Genomic DNA, 18,065 nt, shown 5'->3' with positions numbered 1-18,065 from the left:
CGACCCCGATCATCGGTCCGGCATGTCACGCACAAGCTCGTCGGCGGCGCTCCGCAGCGCAATCATGTCGACGTTCAGCGACTCCAAAGCCGCGGTCGCGGCGTGGTTTTCGGCCAGTAGTGCCACGAGCAGATGTTCCGCCGCCATTCCCTCTGCGTCGCCGGCGGCCGCCAATTCGACGGCGTGCGTAACGGCCCGTCGCGCGGTGTCGTCCAAGCCGTCCAACGCCAGCGGGTCCACCGTGCTGGACGCAATCGGCGTCAGCACCGAATCACGCACCTGCAGCCCGATGAACTCTGCGATCGAGCCGTGCTCCGGGGGCATCATTTCCCCACGGACGATCTGCTGGCTCATCAGGATCGTAGCCCCGAACGATATCCAGTCGCGCCGGTCGGAGACGTAGAAGCACGGTTGTCCTTCTTCGTCGACGCCGATCGCCGTCACCGTGCGTAGCAGCACGCCCAGCCACGATCCGGTCTCCTTCTCCCGCTCCACCTCGTCGAAACCGATCCCCAGTTGACCCAGCACGCGATGCAGGCGATTCCATGCCTGCGACTCGTCGACCGGTGGCAGCAGCACGGTCGCTTTCTGCGCGAGTCCCCACTTGCGCAGATGCGTGAGTTCCCACTTCAATCCGTCGGTGACCCCGGCGACCAGCACGATGCTGTCGACGCGTTTCGCGCTCTCTTCGACCGCCGACTGCCATTCGTCGTCGGACACATAGGTGCGCACCGCCCCGCGCTCGGGCAGCGGCTCGCCAGGCTTGCCGATCGCGATCAGCGGCGACTCGCTCGACACGAGGAAGGCCAGAAGCTCCTCGAACCTGACGGTGAAGCCGTCGAATATCCCGAGGATGCCCACATTCGGGTTCGGTGCGCGGAACCGCATCGCGTCGTCGTTGAACGAACGAAGAAACAAGATGTCGTCACGGGTGGCGTTCAGCCCGAAGCGCGCGGGTGTTCCAGTGGCGAGGCTGCGCTTCGCGGTACTCGTCGCGAGTCCCGCGGCCGCGAGCAGCGCGATTCCCGAGATCAGTTGAATTGCCCACTGCCACAGGCCCGCACCGGCGTCACAGAGCCGCACGGACCACCAGATCGTCGCGACGCCGACGAACAACGAGCTCCAGCCGAGCATCGTGTAGCCGGCACCCCGGGCGGCGGCATCGGCTCGGCCGGAGCGCCTGCCTCGCATGATCTGACCGATCATCAGGTGAGGACTGAACTGCCACAGCAGAATTCCCCACAACACCAGCGAACTCAACCACCATGGTGGCTCTCGGATGAGCAGCACCACGGCAGCCACGATCAACACGACGGGCAGGGCGGTCGACCGGATCACCGCCAGTCGACGGAGCTTGCCCATGGCCGGGTGGTCGACAGGCCGGATTCGGATGCCCGCGGCTTCGGCGTGGGCGAAAGCGACATAGTGCTGAATACCCCACTTGCGCGTCCATCGTCGCAAACCGAAGTCGGGCGACCGAAGATAAGACACGACGTTCATCAACCCCGCGAGCACGACAATCGTCCCGACAACCAGCACTGTGTCACCTTCGTGTCGATGCCCGAGCCAATCTGTCTCGCGTGGAATTGTAGAAGCTTTCGCTTGTATCGACTGCCCATAGCTGATATCCGTCGACCATGAAACTCTCCGAGTCGTTCGGACTGCTCGGCGTTTCGACGCTCGGGGACACCGACACCAAGTACGACCGGTATCGCCCCCGGCTGCACCGAGACGGTTCTCTCGCGTTCGCCGAGGTCGATGGGAATCGGATCGAATCCGTGCAGGTCCGCGAGATCGCGCAGCGGGTAAGCACATTGGAGGACAACGACGACCTCACCTACGCCGTACTCTCCGCGGGCAGGCGGGACCTGCACATGATCGCCGCCAAGTCGACGATGTACGTCACCGATGCCCGGATCGCGTTCGTCCAGAACAAGGTGAAGAACCCGAACGAGCGAGTCGTCGGCCATATCCGCTACCCGTGGGTCGATGCGATCGTGTGGCGCCCGCGGCTCGGCCGGTTCAAGCCCCCGATGCTCGAGGTCTGGATGCACGAGAACTTCCCGGTCAAGCATCTCGGCTCGTGGCATCACTATGTAGAGCTCGAGTTCGACGACTCCGTGGACACCGCGGCGATCGCCCTCGACCTCGCGCGTCGCGTGGCCGCGCACAATCTCGCATACGGCGCTCCCGCCCGCATCCACGACCGGTTGCGCGAACAGTCCGAGATCACTCGCCTTCCCCAACTGGACGACACCGGAATGGGACTGTGGGAATGCCCGGCGAGCGTTCCGTGCACACGCGGCGCCGAATACATCGGTGACTCTCCTCCCGCGACCGAATGGATCTGCCGCGGCGGGCCCGCGCTCGACGCCGAGCCGGTCGCCGAGCCGGCGCAGCGCGCACCTTCCACGATCATCTTGAAACGCATGCTCGCGCGCGGGAATTCGATCGCCCGCGAGCGAGGTCACGACCAGGTCGGCGTCGACGATCTACTCCTCGCGCTGCTGATCGATGACGACACGCCTGTCGGTCGGCTCATGGAACGGCACGGCGCCGACTACGACTCGGTAAAACGCCAACTCGAGGTGAATCGCCCTTGGTCCGCGCCGCGAGCGGCCGCACCCGGTGGAGCGCGACGGGACCGGATCAGAGTGGGCAAGCGGAAGTTGCCGTTCACCATCGCACTGGAGCTCGTTCGCACGATGCGTGACATCGGGAGGAAAGAGGCACTCGGCGATCACGAGGGCGCCCTGGGTCTCGGGCAACGGCTCATCACGTCGGCCGAACGATCAGGAATCTCGACCCTGCGAGCCTTCGCGCACGTTCAGGTCGCCGACTCGTGCTCGGCACTCGGGCGGTTCGACGAGGCCCACCGCGCGTTCGCGGCCGCGGCGAGGCTGCGCTCGGCACCGGCACTCACGGTGGGACCGTTCGTGCCCGAGATCGATCCCATCGAGGTGGTCGACGAGGCGCTCTACGGCCTGTGGGAGGTAGCGGACAAGAGGAACGACGAGGACAAGACCGCCGAGATCGCCGCACTGGAGGCCCTTCGTGAGTTCCGCATCGAGTACGGGTCCGACGAGACCGCGGCGTGGACGGCCGCTCAGCTCGCGCGCACCCACGGACGAGGCGCGGACCACGCCGGCGCGGCCCGGTGGGGCGAAATCGCACGCGAAGAGTATCTGCGTGCGGGCAATATCGAGGACGCGGCAGACGCTGCCGAAATCGTCGCGAAAGCCCACAACGAATCGGGAGAGTCCGAGCACGCGCTCCGAGCCGCGGAGCAAGCGATCGAAGGAGCGGTTCTCTCGAACAACAAGAGGCTCGAAGTGTTCGCCCGGTTCGAGCGGGCGCGGGCGAATACGGCGTTGCGGAACATCACAGCCGCCCGGGACGAGTTTCTCGCCCTTCTGCCGGAGCAATGCCGACAGAATCCGTCGATGGCGCGAGCGATGGTCATCCAGTTGGCAGAGATCGACGTCCTGGCCGCCGCCGACTACGCGATCCAGCTCGCGGAGGTGGATGTGGCGTTCCACGGTCCGCGATCCGCCGAGATCACGCTGGCGGCCGCCCGTTCGCTCGATGCCGAGCACGTCGATCAGGCCCGTCGGCTGCTGATCCACTCGGTTCGATTCGTCGCCGGGGTGTTGACCCATCCGAGCACGGTCGAGACAAACGTCGATCGGGGTTTCACCACCCTCGCCGCGGCGCTCACTGGATCGGATGATCCACAGTTCCGCCGGTGTGCGGTGCAGATACTCGTCGACCCGCTCCGGCTGATCGACCCGGCGCGTCTGTTCAGGCTCAAATGTTTCGAGTTTCTCGACGTACTCGACGAAGCGGGACAGTACGACGTGCTGGCGGCGTTGGCCCGGCCGATAGTCGACCGACTCGCCGCGGCAGTCGCGAGCGAAGGGAATCCGGCCGTTCGGGAAATCATCGCTGTAGTGCGCCGACAGTGGAAGTTGTGTCGGGGGCTGAAGCTGTCCGGTCAGTGGAATGCAGCCCTGGAAGTTCACGAAGACCTGATCGGTTGGGCGCGAAAGGCGGCCGAGATTTCCTCGTCCGAGCGGTCCCGTCTCGGCCTGTATCTCGCCAGCCACGGCAGCGACCTCATAGCGGCGAAGAGGTACCCCGAGGCCCACGACCGTCTGAACGAAGCCCTCGACCTGCTGCGATCGCTGATGTCGGAGGGGGAAGAATGCACAAGGATTCTCGTTCTCGCACTGCAAACCCACGCTCGGCTCGCCGTCCTGAGCGGAGACCACACGCTGCAGCAGTCGAGGCTGCGCGAGGCACTCGCCGTCCTCGGAAACGCCGACAGCGGGGACTGGATCGATGAAACACGGACCCACATTCAAGCCCTGATCAAAGGCGATGCCGAGTCGCCAGCCACACCACATGCTCTCGACTGATAGCTTCCTCGGCATCATCGACTTCGCGAGCCCAAGCGTCCTCGGAAGCCGCAATCTGCAATTTCGCCTCCGCATTGGATAGATCGGTGCACGCCGCAGAGTAGGCCCGCGCCAAGGAATCGTGTTGCTTGGTTTCCACCCATGCGATTGCTGCGCCGGCGATCATGGCCAAGGCAGGGCCGGGCATGAGACTCGTCTGTATCACGGCCGTCGACAACGAGGCCACCGCACCGGCGAACTCCAAGGAGAACAATGCCACCCGCCACTGTTTCGAGCGGCGCTTGTTATACGTTGCCTTCGTGGCGTACCAGCGCTGTTGGTCGCGGATCCTGCCCTCGATATACATCGTCTTGCGGGCGGCGAAGGGCTTCGATCTCGACTCGATCATCCAATCCGAGATCTGTGGAGCGGCTACCGGCTCCAGCTGAAGATCGGCGAACTGATCGTCCAGTTCGTCGAGCTTCTCGACAAGTCCGCGGGTCGCGTCATCGGTCGTCATATGGATCGGGAATGGCAACCCTCCGGCAGCGAATTTCCAGGCGAGAGTTTTAGCCGATTCGGCGACAGCGCGGCCGTCATACCACGCCTTGTCGGGCCGACGGCGCCACAACGAGGACTCCTCGAGAATCGCTCCCACGAAGGCCACCGTCCCGACCAGCCCCAGAAGATCGACATGCCCGCGGCCCAAACGCCAGGCGACGATTCCGCTGAGAGCGGCGACTACCAGGCACAGCAGCCGTCTCCGTATTCCTCCGACGTAGGAGCGTTGCCCCTCGAGCGAGGCGAGGTCCGCCGCTTGAAACAGCTGGGGCATCGAGGAGTCCGGCACCGTCACGGGAGTGGTCACCGCATCATCATCACTGATGGAGGTCGGCGGCGTGGCCTACACTTCGGACGTCATGCCGGCCGAGGCGAGAGGTCGAGGTGGGCCATCATCGGCGTGGACGACGAAGACGACTTCATCGACAGCAATGACAAGGAATACGTCATGAGTCGGATCCATCAAGACCATCTGGGTGACTCGACCGCGAGGATCGCCCTGGCCGGCAGTGATGCCAAAAGTTCCGATATTGGTTACGCACGTGGCAATACCCACCTGTACCGGGGCATCTGCTCCAAAACAAGTAAATGGTTTTCATCTGGCCGCCGGGGATGTGGGCGGCGGTTTGCGCGTTCGCCGCTTGGATCAGGCTTCCGTAGCGGTCACGCTGCTCCGGTGACATGGCGGCGGCTTGGTGGTTCGTGGCGGAGATGACGCCATCGCGAGCGCGGAGCTCGCGGACGGCACGGTGGAGTCCTGCTCGCTCACCCAGACCGTCGAGACGATCGGGGAGCGGAGCGCTGGAAGTTTCGACAATGGGCGCGGCGACGGGCCGAAATGACCGTTTGGACGTCTGCGGCGGCCATCGTCATGGCGAGTCCGTGCGAGGTCTCCGCGATCGAGCAGACCCCGCCGTTCATCGACATGATCCCATAGCGGCCCTCCGAAAACCGCTGCGGCAAGGGCGTTTTCGAGGCGACGTGGATTCTGTCGCGCCGACACGCGCAGCCGATGACGGGGTGTGCGGCTCGGAGGCGGTTCAGCGTCGAGGACAACCCGACGCTGAGCCGTTGTCCGATCTGATCTGGGTCAGACGCCCATCGGATCGAAGTAGCGGACCTTCAGCTCACCTTCGATGAACTCGCCGAGTTCGTCGAGGATGCCCGTCTCGGTGCGCCATGCGAGGTATGCCTCGTAATCGGCACGGGTGTCCCACTTTTCCAGGATGACGACATCGGCGGGGTCGTCTTGATTACGGACGAACTCGACACTGACGTTTCCCTTGTATCCCCGGGTGTCCGGGAGGATGCGCACGAGCCACTCGCGAAATTCCTCGGCCTTGTCGGTCTTGGCGGTGACTTCGAGGACTGCCTGAATTGTCATGCTGGGGTCTCCTTCGGGGCGCTCGGATCTGGCAGATACTGTATACGATTTATCAAACCAGCATGTCAACGGCTTGTCATTGTGTCGGATTTTAGATACAGTATACGAAAACTGTGAGCCGCGTCACCGCGATGGGAGTGGGCGCCACCGCACCGATTCGACCGCGTATCCGGCGGCGAGACCGGTCGGCGAGGCAGTGGAACCGCGGCCGCCGGGCGGTCCCTACTTCTGCCAGAAACCCTGGGCGTCGAGGATTTCGATCGCCTTCTGGGCTCCCCGGAGGAAGTGGTCTTCCATTGCCGCGCGGGCCCGCGGGCCCGACCGCGAGCGCAGGGCTTCGAGGAGGTTGCGGTGTTCGGCGTCGGCTTCGGGCGCCATCTCGGTATTCGATTCGTAGAACTCGAGGGGGATCGGGCTGCCGAGCGTGCGGAGTACGGCCAGGATCCGCGGCGATTCGGCCGCGTGGTTGATCAGGCTGTGGAAGGTGAAGTTCGCCCGGGCGCGTTCCTGTTCGTCGGTGGCGGTTTCCATCTGCTCGATCAGTCGCTCGAGTTCGGCGAGTGATTCCTCGGACAGGTTCTCGGCGGCGCGTTCGGCGGCCCGCCCGGAAAGGTGGGCGAGCATCCAATAGTGGTCCTCGATATCGGCTTTCGACAGTGGGACGACGAAAGCGCCGCGGCGCGGAACCATCTCCACCAGACCCTCTGCCGCCAGGGCCGACAATGCTTCGCGCACCGGGATCTTGCTCATGCCGATTTCGTCGGCGAGCGGTTCCTGATCGATCCGGGCCCCGGGTGCGAGCTCGCGGGCGAAGATCCGGCGGCGGATCTCGGTGAGTGCGATCTGCTTCAGACTGTCGGGCAGGACGACGTGTCGCGCGGTGCGGTTGCTGGTGGACATGCCCTCGTGCTCCCTCGCCGGCGGTGAACCTGGAACGGAAGCCGAAGGCCCCAGGGAACGGTATATCAGCTACATCGGACGAGGTGGCCGACCTCATCCTGTTCCTCGCTTCGCGGGAGAGCGGCCGTCGAAGTCGGCGCCTGGGAGCAGGGCCGGGACGCTGGGGCGAAATCTGCCGAAACCGGCCGCAGGATAACGACAGATAGTATACTAAATACAGTACACGGCAGCTCATGAGACCGGCCCAGCCTCGGTCGGCTGTCGTGCTCGATGGCGCACTGTCCGCCCTTTTTCAGTGAGGAAGAAGATGACTGCAACGACCACCCCGGTTACCGGTCAGGCCCGCAGCCCGAAGGTGGCCCGCTGGCTCGACGATCACCGCCCGGCGCTGTTGATCGGCAACGAGTGGGTGCCGGCGAAGTCGGGAAAGACCTTCGCGACCGTGAATCCGGCCACCGAGCAGGTGCTGGCACTGGTCGCGGAGGCGGACAAGCCCGATGTGGACGCGGCGGTGGCCTCGGCGCGCAGGGCGTTCGAGGGCCCGTGGTCCGAGCTGGGTCCGGGTCAGCGCGCGCGCATCTTGCGGAAGTTCGCCGCCTTGATCGAGGAGCACACCGCCGAACTCGCCGAACTCGAAACCCTCGACAACGGGATGACCATCGCGACCGCGAAGGCGTTCATCGGCGTCGCGGTGGAGAGCATGTTCTACTTCGCCGGCGCGGCACAGCAGATCTTCGGCCAGACCTCGCCGTCGGCGCCGACGAACTTCAACTACGTGCTGCGCGAACCCATCGGCGTCGTCGGCGCGATCACGCCGTGGAACGCCCCGATCTGCGCCAATGTCTGGAAGATCGCCCCGGTGCTCGCCGCCGGGAACACGATGATCCTCAAACCCGCAGAGCAGACGCCGCTGACCGCCCTGCGGCTGGGCGAGCTGGGTATGGAGGCCGGACTCCCGCCCGGCGTCCTCAATATCCTGACCGGTTTCGGGCCCGGGGCCGGGTCGTCGATCTCCGAACATCCGGGCATCGACAAGATCACCTTCACCGGCTCGGTGGAAACCGGCCGTCGAATCCTGCACGCGTCGGCCGGAAACCTGAAGCGGGTCACCCTCGAACTCGGCGGCAAATCCCCGAACATCGTGTTCCCGGACGCGGATATGGAAGGGGCACTGGCGAATTCGCTGGCCGGCTTCTCCACCATCAGCGGACAGGTCTGCGTCGCCGGCACCCGGCTGTTCGTCCAGCGCGATATCAAGGACGAGTTCGTGGAGAACCTGAGTGCGGTCGCTGCGAATATCAAGGTCGGCGATCCCTTCGATCCCGAAACCACGATGGGCCCCCTGGCGTCGGCCGAGCAGTTCGAGCGCGTCAAGGGATATCTGGACATCGGAAAATCCGAGGGCGCGATCGCCGCCAGCGGCGGGTCGACCATCGACGGCAAGGGCTATTTCGTGCAGCCGACCATCTTCGACGGCGTCGAGAACTCGATGCGCATCGCCCAGGAGGAAATCTTCGGTCCCGTGGTGTCGGTCATCCCGTTCACCGACGAATACGACGCGATATTGCAGGGCAACGACACCACCTACGGACTGGCCGCCGCGGTCTGGACCCGCGATGTCAGCCGCGCGCATCAGCTTGCCCGCCGGATCAAGGCCGGCACCGTCTGGATCAACACCTTCCTCGAGCTCGACCCGACGATGCCGTTCGGCGGCTACAAGGAATCCGGTCTCGGGCGGGAATTCGGTGCGAACTGGTACCAGGCCTACACCGAAGAGAAGTCGGTCTTCGTCAAGCTCTGACCGCTGTCGTCAGCGAACTCCCGAGGAGAATTATCGTGAAAACCAAGGCGGCGGTGGTCGTCGAAGCCGGCAAACCCATCGAAATCGAAGAACTGGACCTGATCGCGCCCGGGCCGGGGCAGGTATTGATCAAATATCTGTTCGCCGGACTGTGTCATTCGGATGTGCATATCTCCCACGGCGATCTCGCCGCGCGGTTGCCGATGGTGCTGGGCCACGAGGGCGCGGGGGTGATCGAGGAGGTCGGGCCCGGCGTCACCCGCGTCGCGCCCGGTGACCACGTCGTCTGTTCCTTCATTCCGAGTTGCGGTACATGCCATTGGTGCTCGACCGGACAGCAGCCGCTGTGCGATATGGGAGCCACCATCCTCGAGGGGTATCTACCCGACGGGCGTTTCCCGATGACCGGCGCACGCGGCGACTACGGGACCATGTGCATGCTGGGAACCTTCAGCCAGTACGGCACCATTTCGGAAGCCTCGGTGGTCAAGATCGACGACAGCCTGCCGTTGGACAAGGCGGTGCTGGTGGGGTGCGGGGTGCCCACCGGATGGGGTGCGGCGGTCAATGCCGCGCAGGTGAGGCCGGGCGACACCGTGATCGTCGCGGGAATCGGCGGGATCGGTATCAACTCGGTGCAGGGCGCGCGGGCGGCGGGTGCGAAGAATCTGATCGCGGTGGATCCGCTCGCCAACAAACGGGCGGCGGCACTGGAATTCGGCGCCACCGACGCGTTCGCCACGATGGCCGAAGCCGCGGAATTCGCGCGCGCCGACACCAATGGTAACGGGGCGGACCAGGTCCTCCTCACCGCGGGAATCGTAACCGAGGAGTTGATCAACGAGGCGTTCGACGCCGCCGGGAAAGGCTCGACGATCGTCATTGTCGGACTCAACAAGTTGGATGAGAGCAATCTCCACGTCCCTAGCGCGATCATGACGCTGTGGAAGAAGACGATCAAGGGCACCAACTTCGGCGACTGCAATCCGATGACCGATATCCCCCGATTGCTGGGTATGTATCAGCGCGGTCAGCTGAAACTGAACGAACTGGTCACGAATACCTACACCCTCGAACAGGTCAACGAAGGCTACGACGATCTGCTCGCCGGAAAGAACCTTCGCGGAGTGATCGTCCACGAGCACTGATCTCTGTGCGGAACCTCAGACGCGAGGGGATTCCACGGTGGCGGCGAGAGTGTCGGCATCCCGGGCGAGCACCCGGGTGCCCGGTCCCGGGGCCGCGCCGGGTCCGGGCAGGGCGGTGACCCGCGGCGCGGCGAGGGGCTGACCGCAGGAGGAGCAGCTCACCTGGGGAGTGAATTTCCGGCCGCAGTCGTCGTGGACGAGTTCGACGGGGGGACCTCCGGGCGGAGTGGCCCATTTGTCGCCCCAGGCCATCAGGGCCATCAGCACGGGGAGGAGTTCCTGTCCGGCTTCGGTGAGGTGGTACTCGTGCCGTGGGGGGCGTTCGTGATAGGTGCGGCGTTCGATGATGCCGTCTCGGGTGAGCTCCGTCGCCGCGCCCATCACGGGCTGACCAACGCGGGCGGACCGGAGAGGCAGCCCCGAGCACTGGCACTGATGGCCTGGGCTCAGTCGGTCGCGCCGTACATTCGCCGTTGGCGGTCGCGCCAGCGCTGGATCAGGTCGTGGATGTCCTGTTGGGCGAAGGCGAAGAAGTCCGCGGCCTCGGCCAAGCGGCGGCCGGTCGCGGTGTCCTCGCCGAACAGGTCTGCGCCGCTTGCCAATTGGCTCTGCCACGCCGCGAGGAAATCGTTGCGCAGGGTGAGGATGGTTTCCCAGACGTTGCCGCGGACGCGGTAGCGCTCCTTGCGGGTGCCGGGGACGCGTTCGCGGGTGAGGAATCCGGTCTGGGTCAGGAAGCGGACCGCGCTGGAGATCGAGGGCTGACTCACCTCGAGGGCGGCCGCCAGTTCGGCCGATGTCATGACGCCCGCGTCGCTGATCAGCACGCGAGCCAGGACTCGAGCGGCCATCGGCGGAACGCCGGTCGAGGTCATCGCCCCGGCGAGGCGTTCGACGAACTCGCGTTGCTCCTCCGTGTCCGGCTGCCCCGATGTTGCCATGCGGCACAGCATATAACAGATGATATCTGAAGTATTGAAACTATCAGATATTCGTAATAATGTCTGACCTCATGACGATGAACGACCGAACTCTCGGTTCCACCACGGTGGGCCTGCCCGCGGCCCGCCGTTTCGGTGTCCTCACCGCGTTGTGCCTGGCGGTGCTGGTCGTCGGGCTCGACACCACGGTTCTGAACGTGGCCCTGCCGACATTGGCGGTCGACCTCGGCGCCTCCACCGAGCAGCTGCAATGGGTGGCCAACTCCTACAACCTGGTGCTGGCGGCGCTGTTGCTGCCGGCGGGTCTTCTCGGAGATCGCTTCGGCCGCAAGAAGATTCTCGCGGCGGCGCTGACCCTGTTCGGCGCGGGATCGGTGCTGTGCGCGCTGGCCGGTTCGGCCGATCGGCTGATCGCGGCGCGTGCCTTCCTGGGAGTCGGTGCGGCGCTGCTGGTTCCGGTGGTCATGTCGCTGATCGCGGTGCTGTTCCCCGGCGAGGCCGAACGCAAGCGGGCCATCAACTTCTTCGTCGTGGCCAACAGCATCGGGTTGCCGCTGGGCCCGATCGTGGGCGGGCTGCTGCTCGATCACTTCTCCTGGGCGTCGATCTTCTGGATCAACGTGCCCGTCGCGGTGCTCGCCGTCGGCGCGGTCGTCGCGCTGATCCCCGAATCGCGCAGCGCCGTGCCGCCGTCGATCGACTATGTCGGCATCGTGTTGTCCTCGGCGGCGCTGACCAGCCTGGTCTACGGCGTGACCCGCGCGGGCGAACGGGGCTGGGGCGAGGGCTGGGCGCTGGTCTGTCTCGCCGCGGCGGCGGTACTGCTGATCCTGTTCGCGCTGTTCGAGCGGCGGCTGAATCGGCTGGGCGCCCCGACCCCCTTGGTGGACGCGCGATTGCTGCGATCCGCGTCGTTCGTATGGGGCACGGTGCTGATCACCGTGACCATGTTCGCGATGTTCGGGCTGCTGTTCACCATGCCGCAGTTCTTCCAGGCCGTGCAGGGATCGGACGCGCTGGCGACCGGGCTGAAACTGCTGCCGTTCATCGCCGGAATGGTGATCGGCTCGAAATGCGCCACCCCACTGGACACCGCGGCCGGGACCCGGGTCACCGTCGCGGTGGGATTCGCGATCACGGCCGCCGGACTGGCGTTGGGCACGATGACCGGGGTCGATTCGGGCTACGCCTTCGTCGCGGTCTGGTTCGCATTGGCCGGTGCGGGTGCGGGTTTCGCGATGCCGGCGGCGATGAACGCGGCGCTGGGTGAGCTCGATCCCGATCGCGCGGGCGCCGGGTCGTCGCTGATCCAGGCCATGCGGCAGATCGGCGGCACGGTCGGCATCGCCTTGCTGGGCACCGTCCTCAATGCCGCCTATCGCGGCGGCGTCGACACCACCGGACTTCCCGCCGAGGTCGCGGCGGCGGTGGAAAGCAATGCCGCACAAGGACTTTCGATCGCGCATCGTTTGAACTCCGCGCCGCTGTCGCACGCGGTGACCGCCGCGTTCGTCGACAGCCTCGCGACCATGCTGTGGCTGTGCACGGCGATCGCCGCCGTGGGTGCCGGACTGGCTGTGCTGTTCCTGCCGCGCCGCGCGCCCCACGGCCCGGATCGCCTGTGATCGCCGCGGCCTCTGAGGTGATCGACATCGAGAAAGGGCCGGCCATCGCCGTGCGAACCGGCGGAAGGCCCGGGACTCATGACGGTTGGACCTCGGCGTGGTCACCCTTCAGGTGTCCGGCCGGGTGCAGAACGATGACGGTCTTCCCGCGGGCGTGCCCGGTGTGCAGGTCACGATGTGCGGTGCCGATGTCGTCGAGCGGATAGGTAGCGGCGACGACAGGGCGTAGTGCGCCGGTGTCGATGTATCCGGCGAGTGCGGCCAGGTCGGCACGGCGAGGGCGGGCCGCCATCAGCCGGATCCGGGGGCCCGGAGTGAACAGCGACACCGCGGCGGCCCCGAGGGCGGTGGGAACCAGGGACAGCATCCGGCCGTGGCTGCCCAGTAGGCGGCGATAGACGCTCAGCCGGGTGCCGTGGCAGTCGAGAACGCTGTCGAAGGGGCCGCGCAGCGGGGCCGGATCGGCATAGTCGACGGTCGCCGTGGCGCCCAGGGCGCGGCACAGGTCGTGGTTGGCGGTGCTGGCCACCGCCGTGACCTGGGCGCCCATCGCGGTGGCGAGTTGCGTGGCGGTGCTGCCGACGCCGCCGCTGGCCCCGACGACGAGGACTCGATGCCCGGGACGCACGCGCAGTCGGTCGCGCAGGGCGCACAGGGCCGCGACGCCGACGCTGGGGAGGGCCGCCGCGTCGGTGAGGGTGAGACCGGCGGGGACGGGGGACACGATGTCGGCGTCGACGGCCAGGTAGTCCGCGAGGCTGCCGACGCGTCCGGTGGGATCGGACACGAACCCCCAGACCCGCTGTCCCGCACGGATATCGGTGACCTCGCCGCCGAGGGCGGTCACCTCACCGGCGAAGTCCAGTCCGGTGCGTTTGGGAAAGCGCCAGCGGGACAGCAACTTCAATTCCCCGGCACGGATTTTGATGTCGGCGGGATTGACCGAGGCGGCGTGCACGCGCACCAGCACCTGACGCGGACCGGGCGCCGGCACCGGGACCCGCCGGATTCGGAGCACCTCCGGCCCGCCGTAGCGGTCGTACTCCACCGCTCGCATCGTCGCGGTCGCGGTGGTGTTCTCGGATGGCGTTGTCGGGGTGACCATGTGGCAGGTCCTCGTTTCGTGGCACGCTGTGATGTCGGGGTCGTGCCACATATCGTCAGGGCCGGTGAGTTGGCGGGCCAGTGACAAGATCGGTGTTCTGTCTCGGTGGAGACAAGGAGTCGAAAGTGTCTGTGCCACATGAGAACCTGCGCGTACGCCGCACGCGCGTACTCCTGCGCGAGGCCTTGGTCGAGCTGGTGGAACAGCGGGGATTCGACCGTGTGACCGTAGGTAAGATCTGCGAACACGCGATGGTCAGCCGGGCCGCGTTCTACCGGCACTACCGCGACAAGTACGAACTCGTGGAGCAGATCTTCGACGAGGCCGCGGCGGCGCTCACCGAGGGTCTCGACCAAGGGCTGGATCCCGTGGTGCGACTCCGGCGATTCTTCGACCATGTCGGCGACTACGCGCGCCTGTATCGCGCGCTGCTCGAAGCCAAGGGCAGCCCCTGGTTCGCCGAACGAATCCGCACAACCCTCACCGACATGACCGGCACCCACCTACGCGCATCACCCCCGAGCGACGACCTGGTGGCCACCCTGCTCGGCGGCATGCTCACCGACACGATCACCTGGTGGCTCCGCCACGACCGCCCCCTCAGCACCCACGAACTCGCCGACCGCTACGCCCACCTGGCCACCGCCCTGACCGCCCGCGCCTCCCCGACACCGACACCGTGCCAGTCCCTCTGACCTGACCCCGCTCACCCGCCGACCGATCGAGCGACCTGAATCGCGTTGTGCTGCACGCGATGCAGCAGGTCGCGGAGCTGTTCGCGTTCGGCGACAGTGAAGCCGGCGTACAGTCCGTCCTCGACGCGCTCCTGAATCGCCCACAGCGCGGCAAGGGCACGTTCGCCTTCGGCCGTGATCGTGACGGTGTCCCCGGCCACCGTGAGCAGACCACGCGCGCGAACCGGGCTCAGCAACTCCTCCAGTTCGGCGCCGCCGACCCCGATATCGCGGCGCAATTGCGCGAACGACGCACTGTTCTCGCAGGCCAGGATCATCAGCAGCACCGCCTGGTCGCTGGTCAGATCCCCGGCCTGACGAAGATGCGCGTCGAATGCCTCACGGACGAGACCGGCGGCAGCGCCCACGTTGCGGCCGAGGGTATCCCGGATCCGATCGGTCAGCATGCTCATGATCATCCTCATCCGCAGTTCGTAGATGCTGATCCCGGTCGCCACTCCGACATTGAGCGATTCCACGGCGCCGGCCATCGGAATCTGCACCACGAGATCGGCCTGCGCCTGCGTCTCCGCGCTGGCTCCGTCGGTCTCGTTGCCCACGACGAGGGCCACCCTCGGACCGCGAATCGGCGCCATGGCCTGCAGGTGCGCACCGCGCGGACTGGTCACCACGACCTGAAAACCGGCCTCCCGCAAGGCGTTCAGAGCACCGCGGGGATCGTCGAAGCGACGCACCCGGCACGCGAGAACCGCCCCGCGGGCCGCGTCCAGCACTCGCCGCGACGACAGATCGGTCTCCGCGTCGGTCAGCACCACGTCCCGCACACCCAACGCCCGAGCGGTACGCACGATCGTCCCCAGATTTCCGGGATCACCGACCTGCTCGCAGACGACCGCGAAATCGCCGTAGGGCGCATCGGTGGTTACCTCGTCGGGCAGGTGCGCCACAGCCACCCAGTCGACCGGCTTGGCGCCGCCGACGACTTTCCGCAGCAGGCCATCCCGCACGAGATGGACTGTCACCCCGGCGAGTTCGAGTTCCGTATTCGATTCCGGGTCCCGCGCGCTCGCCGAACACAGCACGTAATCCACCCGCGCCCCCGCCGCCCGGACCTGCCGGATCAACCCGAGTCCCTCGATGAGGCAACGCCCCTCAGCGACCCGACCGGAACGAGTCGCCAGCGACCGCGCGACCACGATCCGCGGATCCTTGATCGAGTCGATGAACTCCACGAAAGACCACATTATCGGCACGCTCGCGTCCGACCACGACGGGCGAAACGCAGAGTCATCGGCGTGTCAGGGGGATTCCGGTCCTCCGATTTCTCTGCGGTCACGACACTTTCGACAAGATCGGCGTTGCCGCGGGCGAGCTCACCGCCACGTAGGTACGAGGTGTCCTCGAGGCCGATACGAGCCTGGTTCCTATTGGCTCTCTCGTAATCCATTGCTGCCCAACGGCTCTCGTCGATTCCGTGGAGCAGGATCCGGACATGGGGTGGGCATCGTCGATGTTCCGTTGCATCCTGGCCGCGTAGTCCCGCAACGCCGTCGAACTGCTCCTCACCGCCAACAGCAGCTACGGCCAGGCGCGCGCGATGCTCGGACAGTTGAGCACCCGGAAATTGCAGATTCCAGTGGAGACGACCCCGAACGAGCCTTGGTCACCGGTGTTCTTTCCGCGTGGGCGAGGGCACTCGCGCACGCTGCACGAGGATGTGCCACCCATGACACCGATTGGTGCGCGAGGGGGGATTCTTGCCCGAATCGGGTCCACGGGTGACACATGGAGGGGGTAGATCGGATCTATGGTGAACTTTACCAGCAGGTTTGGGGGATCACCGAATTGGTGGTGGCGGGGTGTGTTGTTAAGTTGTCGGTGAGGATGTGTGGGGCGAGTGGGTGGAGTTCGAGGGTGAGGATGGAGTTGATGGCGGCGATTTCGTGCAGGGTGGGTTTGGCGTAGGTGGTTGTGGTGCCGTGGTTTTGGCTGTGGTTGCCGGTGTAGGCGCGGGCGGGGAACGCCGATGCACCTTTCCCCCCGGGATCGATCCGATCGCGTAGGTGGGGGCGGAGTCGAGGCCGGGCGGAGTGATCACGACCGACACGACCGCGGCGAACCGACAGTCCAGGAGGTGCAGAGAACCCCCTATCCCGGTCCGGCGGCTCGCGGTAGGAAGCTCACCGCAGTGAGTTTCGGGCTATCTTCGCCGACCCGATGCCGTGTTCTGCCCGGGACGCCGCGGCGATGGTGAGCCCGGACTGCAGCGAGGTCGCGAGGGTGACGATCCTGCTGGATCCCGGAAATCAGGCCGAGCGCTGCTGGGTGACCACGATTATCGCGCTCCGCGAATTGATTCACGGCCACACTTGTTTTCCGCCGCGGCGACGGCGAACTCCCGCTGCGCCCATCTGTTGTCGGGTCGGGCCTCCAGCGGCCACATCACCGGGCGCCGGGCCGGAGAGAGGCGACACTGATCGGATGGCTGGTAGCGGTGGGGAAAGAAAGTTGTCGCCGGGTCTCCGTTCGACCGCAGCGAGCCTGTCCACCGCGCGGTGACAATGCGGATGCCGCTGGTGGGCTTGGTTGAACTTTGGCCCACGCCTCGTCGCTCAGGAGGCGATTACGCCACCGATCCCGATCAGCCGGCTCAGCCAAGCCGGCCGTTAGTTGTCCAGGGCGGCTGTTGCAATCGAACGTTCGGACGCCCATTGCCAGTGAGCCATTCGGAATCCCAGTTTCTTCGTCAGTTCGGGATACTCTCTCCGCAGCCTATAATAAGCCGATTTCATGTTGGTGGAGTGCGTAAGATCGGAGACCATCAAGAGTTCGAAAGCAGCTGTCTCCACGAAATCGACATTGCGGGTATAACCAGCGACCGCTCGTGCGCCGGTTCGCTTGCAGAAGTTCATCAATGTCTCGTCTGAGGACGCGAGTACCTTACACGATGCAAAGTAAAGGACTTTGTTTGCGCATCGCCCTTCTACGAGGCCAGCGAATTCGGCGAGGGGAACTTCACGACCACCGATGTACAGAGTGTTGACGGTCCCGTGGAAGCCGAGATAGGCGAAGTCATACCCCTCCAATTCGCCGTCGAGCCAGCGATCGACATAGTGCGCGAGCTCAGCAAACGTTCCGACGTCGCGATGGACCAACCGAATCCATCCGGCGCGCTCGAGCAACCGGAGCGCGGACTCCACACTAAGCCGGCTCTCCAATGAGTCCTCCCAATCCCCCTCCAGACACAACACCCCCGGCGGCTTCACTACGGCTTCCCTCGATTCCCCACGTCCACTTCAGTTTCCGACAGTCCTTACGCGGACGACCGCTGCCACTCCAGGGTAGGCGTCGCCAGCGTCCCCGCGCACGCGGCTGCAGCCGCATTGACCCTGCCGGTGCCACCGATGGCCGATTCCCAGCCCCAGACAACGGGTTTCGTCACCCACCCCACTAGCGAGATCAACGACCGCATCTGGCCAGCAGGTCCCCGCCCTTGGGGTGGCAGCAT

Annotated in this window: 16 protein-coding genes; 6 read left to right on the top strand and 10 right to left on the bottom strand. The window is 65.7% G+C overall.

Annotated elements, in window-relative coordinates:
- Positions 1-9 precede the first annotated feature (9 nt).
- Positions 10-1,539 (bottom strand): hypothetical protein, encoded by a 1,530-nt coding sequence (locus ACFYTQ_RS26195; protein ID WP_387366273.1) that lies wholly within the window; start codon positions 1,537-1,539, stop codon positions 10-12.
- Positions 1,540-1,778: 239 nt separating this feature from the next.
- On the opposite strand from ACFYTQ_RS26195, the gene ACFYTQ_RS26190 reads away from it, so the two are divergent.
- Positions 1,779-4,418: a Clp protease N-terminal domain-containing protein gene (locus ACFYTQ_RS26190; protein WP_387366270.1), complete on the top strand. Its 2,640-nt coding sequence runs from the start codon at positions 1,779-1,781 to the stop codon at positions 4,416-4,418.
- On the opposite strand, the gene ACFYTQ_RS26185 is transcribed toward ACFYTQ_RS26190, so the two are convergent.
- A complete protein-coding gene (locus ACFYTQ_RS26185) occupies positions 4,372-5,265 on the bottom strand; it encodes a DUF4231 domain-containing protein (RefSeq protein WP_387366268.1) in 894 nt (297 codons plus the stop codon). The genes ACFYTQ_RS26190 and ACFYTQ_RS26185 overlap by 47 nt on opposite strands.
- 93 nt (positions 5,266-5,358) lie before the next feature.
- Between ACFYTQ_RS26185 and ACFYTQ_RS26180 the strand changes: the two genes are divergently transcribed.
- Positions 5,359-5,673, top strand: a complete 315-nt coding sequence (locus ACFYTQ_RS26180) for a hypothetical protein (protein ID WP_387366265.1) — start codon at positions 5,359-5,361, stop codon at positions 5,671-5,673.
- A 375-nt stretch (positions 5,674-6,048) separates the two neighbouring features.
- On the opposite strand, the gene ACFYTQ_RS26175 is transcribed toward ACFYTQ_RS26180, so the two are convergent.
- Both ACFYTQ_RS26175 and ACFYTQ_RS26170 read right to left on the bottom strand, forming a co-directional pair.
- On the bottom strand, positions 6,049-6,342 hold the full coding sequence (locus tag ACFYTQ_RS26175) for a putative quinol monooxygenase (RefSeq protein ID WP_387366263.1): 294 nt from the start codon (positions 6,340-6,342) through the stop codon (positions 6,049-6,051).
- 222 nt (positions 6,343-6,564) lie between these two features.
- A complete protein-coding gene (locus tag ACFYTQ_RS26170; RefSeq protein WP_387366261.1) occupies positions 6,565-7,242 on the bottom strand; it encodes a GntR family transcriptional regulator in 678 nt (225 codons plus the stop codon).
- 307 nt (positions 7,243-7,549) lie between these two features.
- Between ACFYTQ_RS26170 and ACFYTQ_RS26165 the strand changes: the two genes are divergently transcribed.
- Positions 7,550-9,043, top strand: coding sequence for an aldehyde dehydrogenase family protein (locus ACFYTQ_RS26165; RefSeq protein ID WP_387366258.1), 1,494 nt, complete (start codon positions 7,550-7,552; stop codon positions 9,041-9,043).
- A 35-nt stretch (positions 9,044-9,078) separates the two neighbouring features.
- Entirely contained in the window at positions 9,079-10,191 is a 1,113-nt protein-coding gene (locus tag ACFYTQ_RS26160) for an NDMA-dependent alcohol dehydrogenase (RefSeq protein WP_387366255.1), read from the top strand.
- Positions 10,192-10,206: 15 nt separating this feature from the next.
- On the opposite strand, the gene ACFYTQ_RS26155 is transcribed toward ACFYTQ_RS26160, so the two are convergent.
- On the bottom strand, positions 10,207-10,572 hold the full coding sequence (locus ACFYTQ_RS26155; RefSeq protein WP_387366252.1) for a winged helix-turn-helix transcriptional regulator: 366 nt from the start codon (positions 10,570-10,572) through the stop codon (positions 10,207-10,209).
- A gap of 65 nt (positions 10,573-10,637) precedes the next feature.
- Complete coding sequence (locus tag ACFYTQ_RS26150) at positions 10,638-11,132, bottom strand: GbsR/MarR family transcriptional regulator (RefSeq protein ID WP_387366249.1); 495 nt, start codon at positions 11,130-11,132, stop codon at positions 10,638-10,640.
- A gap of 71 nt (positions 11,133-11,203) precedes the next feature.
- On the opposite strand from ACFYTQ_RS26150, the gene ACFYTQ_RS26145 reads away from it, so the two are divergent.
- The gene (locus ACFYTQ_RS26145) at positions 11,204-12,757 is read left to right on the top strand and encodes an MFS transporter (protein ID WP_387366246.1); all 1,554 of its coding nucleotides are present in this window, start codon (positions 11,204-11,206) and stop codon (positions 12,755-12,757) included.
- A 76-nt stretch (positions 12,758-12,833) separates the two neighbouring features.
- Here the strand turns inward: ACFYTQ_RS26145 and ACFYTQ_RS26140 are convergent, their stop codons facing one another.
- The gene (locus tag ACFYTQ_RS26140; protein ID WP_387366243.1) at positions 12,834-13,862 is read right to left on the bottom strand and encodes an NAD(P)-dependent alcohol dehydrogenase; all 1,029 of its coding nucleotides are present in this window, start codon (positions 13,860-13,862) and stop codon (positions 12,834-12,836) included.
- 125 nt (positions 13,863-13,987) lie between these two features.
- Between ACFYTQ_RS26140 and ACFYTQ_RS26135 the strand changes: the two genes are divergently transcribed.
- Positions 13,988-14,557: a TetR/AcrR family transcriptional regulator gene (locus tag ACFYTQ_RS26135; protein WP_387366240.1), complete on the top strand. Its 570-nt coding sequence runs from the start codon at positions 13,988-13,990 to the stop codon at positions 14,555-14,557.
- A gap of 11 nt (positions 14,558-14,568) precedes the next feature.
- Here ACFYTQ_RS26135 and ACFYTQ_RS26130 read toward each other — a convergent pair whose 3' ends face one another.
- The 3 genes from ACFYTQ_RS26130 to ACFYTQ_RS26120 form a co-directional block, all read right to left on the bottom strand.
- On the bottom strand, positions 14,569-15,789 hold the full coding sequence (locus ACFYTQ_RS26130; RefSeq protein WP_387366237.1) for a TrmH family RNA methyltransferase: 1,221 nt from the start codon (positions 15,787-15,789) through the stop codon (positions 14,569-14,571).
- A gap of 11 nt (positions 15,790-15,800) precedes the next feature.
- Positions 15,801-16,145, bottom strand: a complete 345-nt coding sequence (locus ACFYTQ_RS26125; RefSeq protein ID WP_387366864.1) for a 3-keto-5-aminohexanoate cleavage protein — start codon at positions 16,143-16,145, stop codon at positions 15,801-15,803.
- A 1,078-nt stretch (positions 16,146-17,223) separates the two neighbouring features.
- Positions 17,224-17,808 carry a DUF6642 family protein gene (locus tag ACFYTQ_RS26120; RefSeq protein ID WP_387366861.1) on the bottom strand — a complete coding sequence of 195 codons (585 nt, stop codon included), beginning with the start codon at positions 17,806-17,808 and terminating at the stop codon, positions 17,224-17,226.
- Positions 17,809-18,065: the final 257 nt, after the last annotated feature.

Source organism: Nocardia sp. NPDC004068 (assembly GCF_042874315.1).
Lineage (GTDB): Bacteria > Actinomycetota > Actinomycetes > Mycobacteriales > Mycobacteriaceae > Nocardia.
Note: the sequence above shows the minus strand (reverse complement) of the source record. Positions and strands in the feature narration are given on the sequence as shown.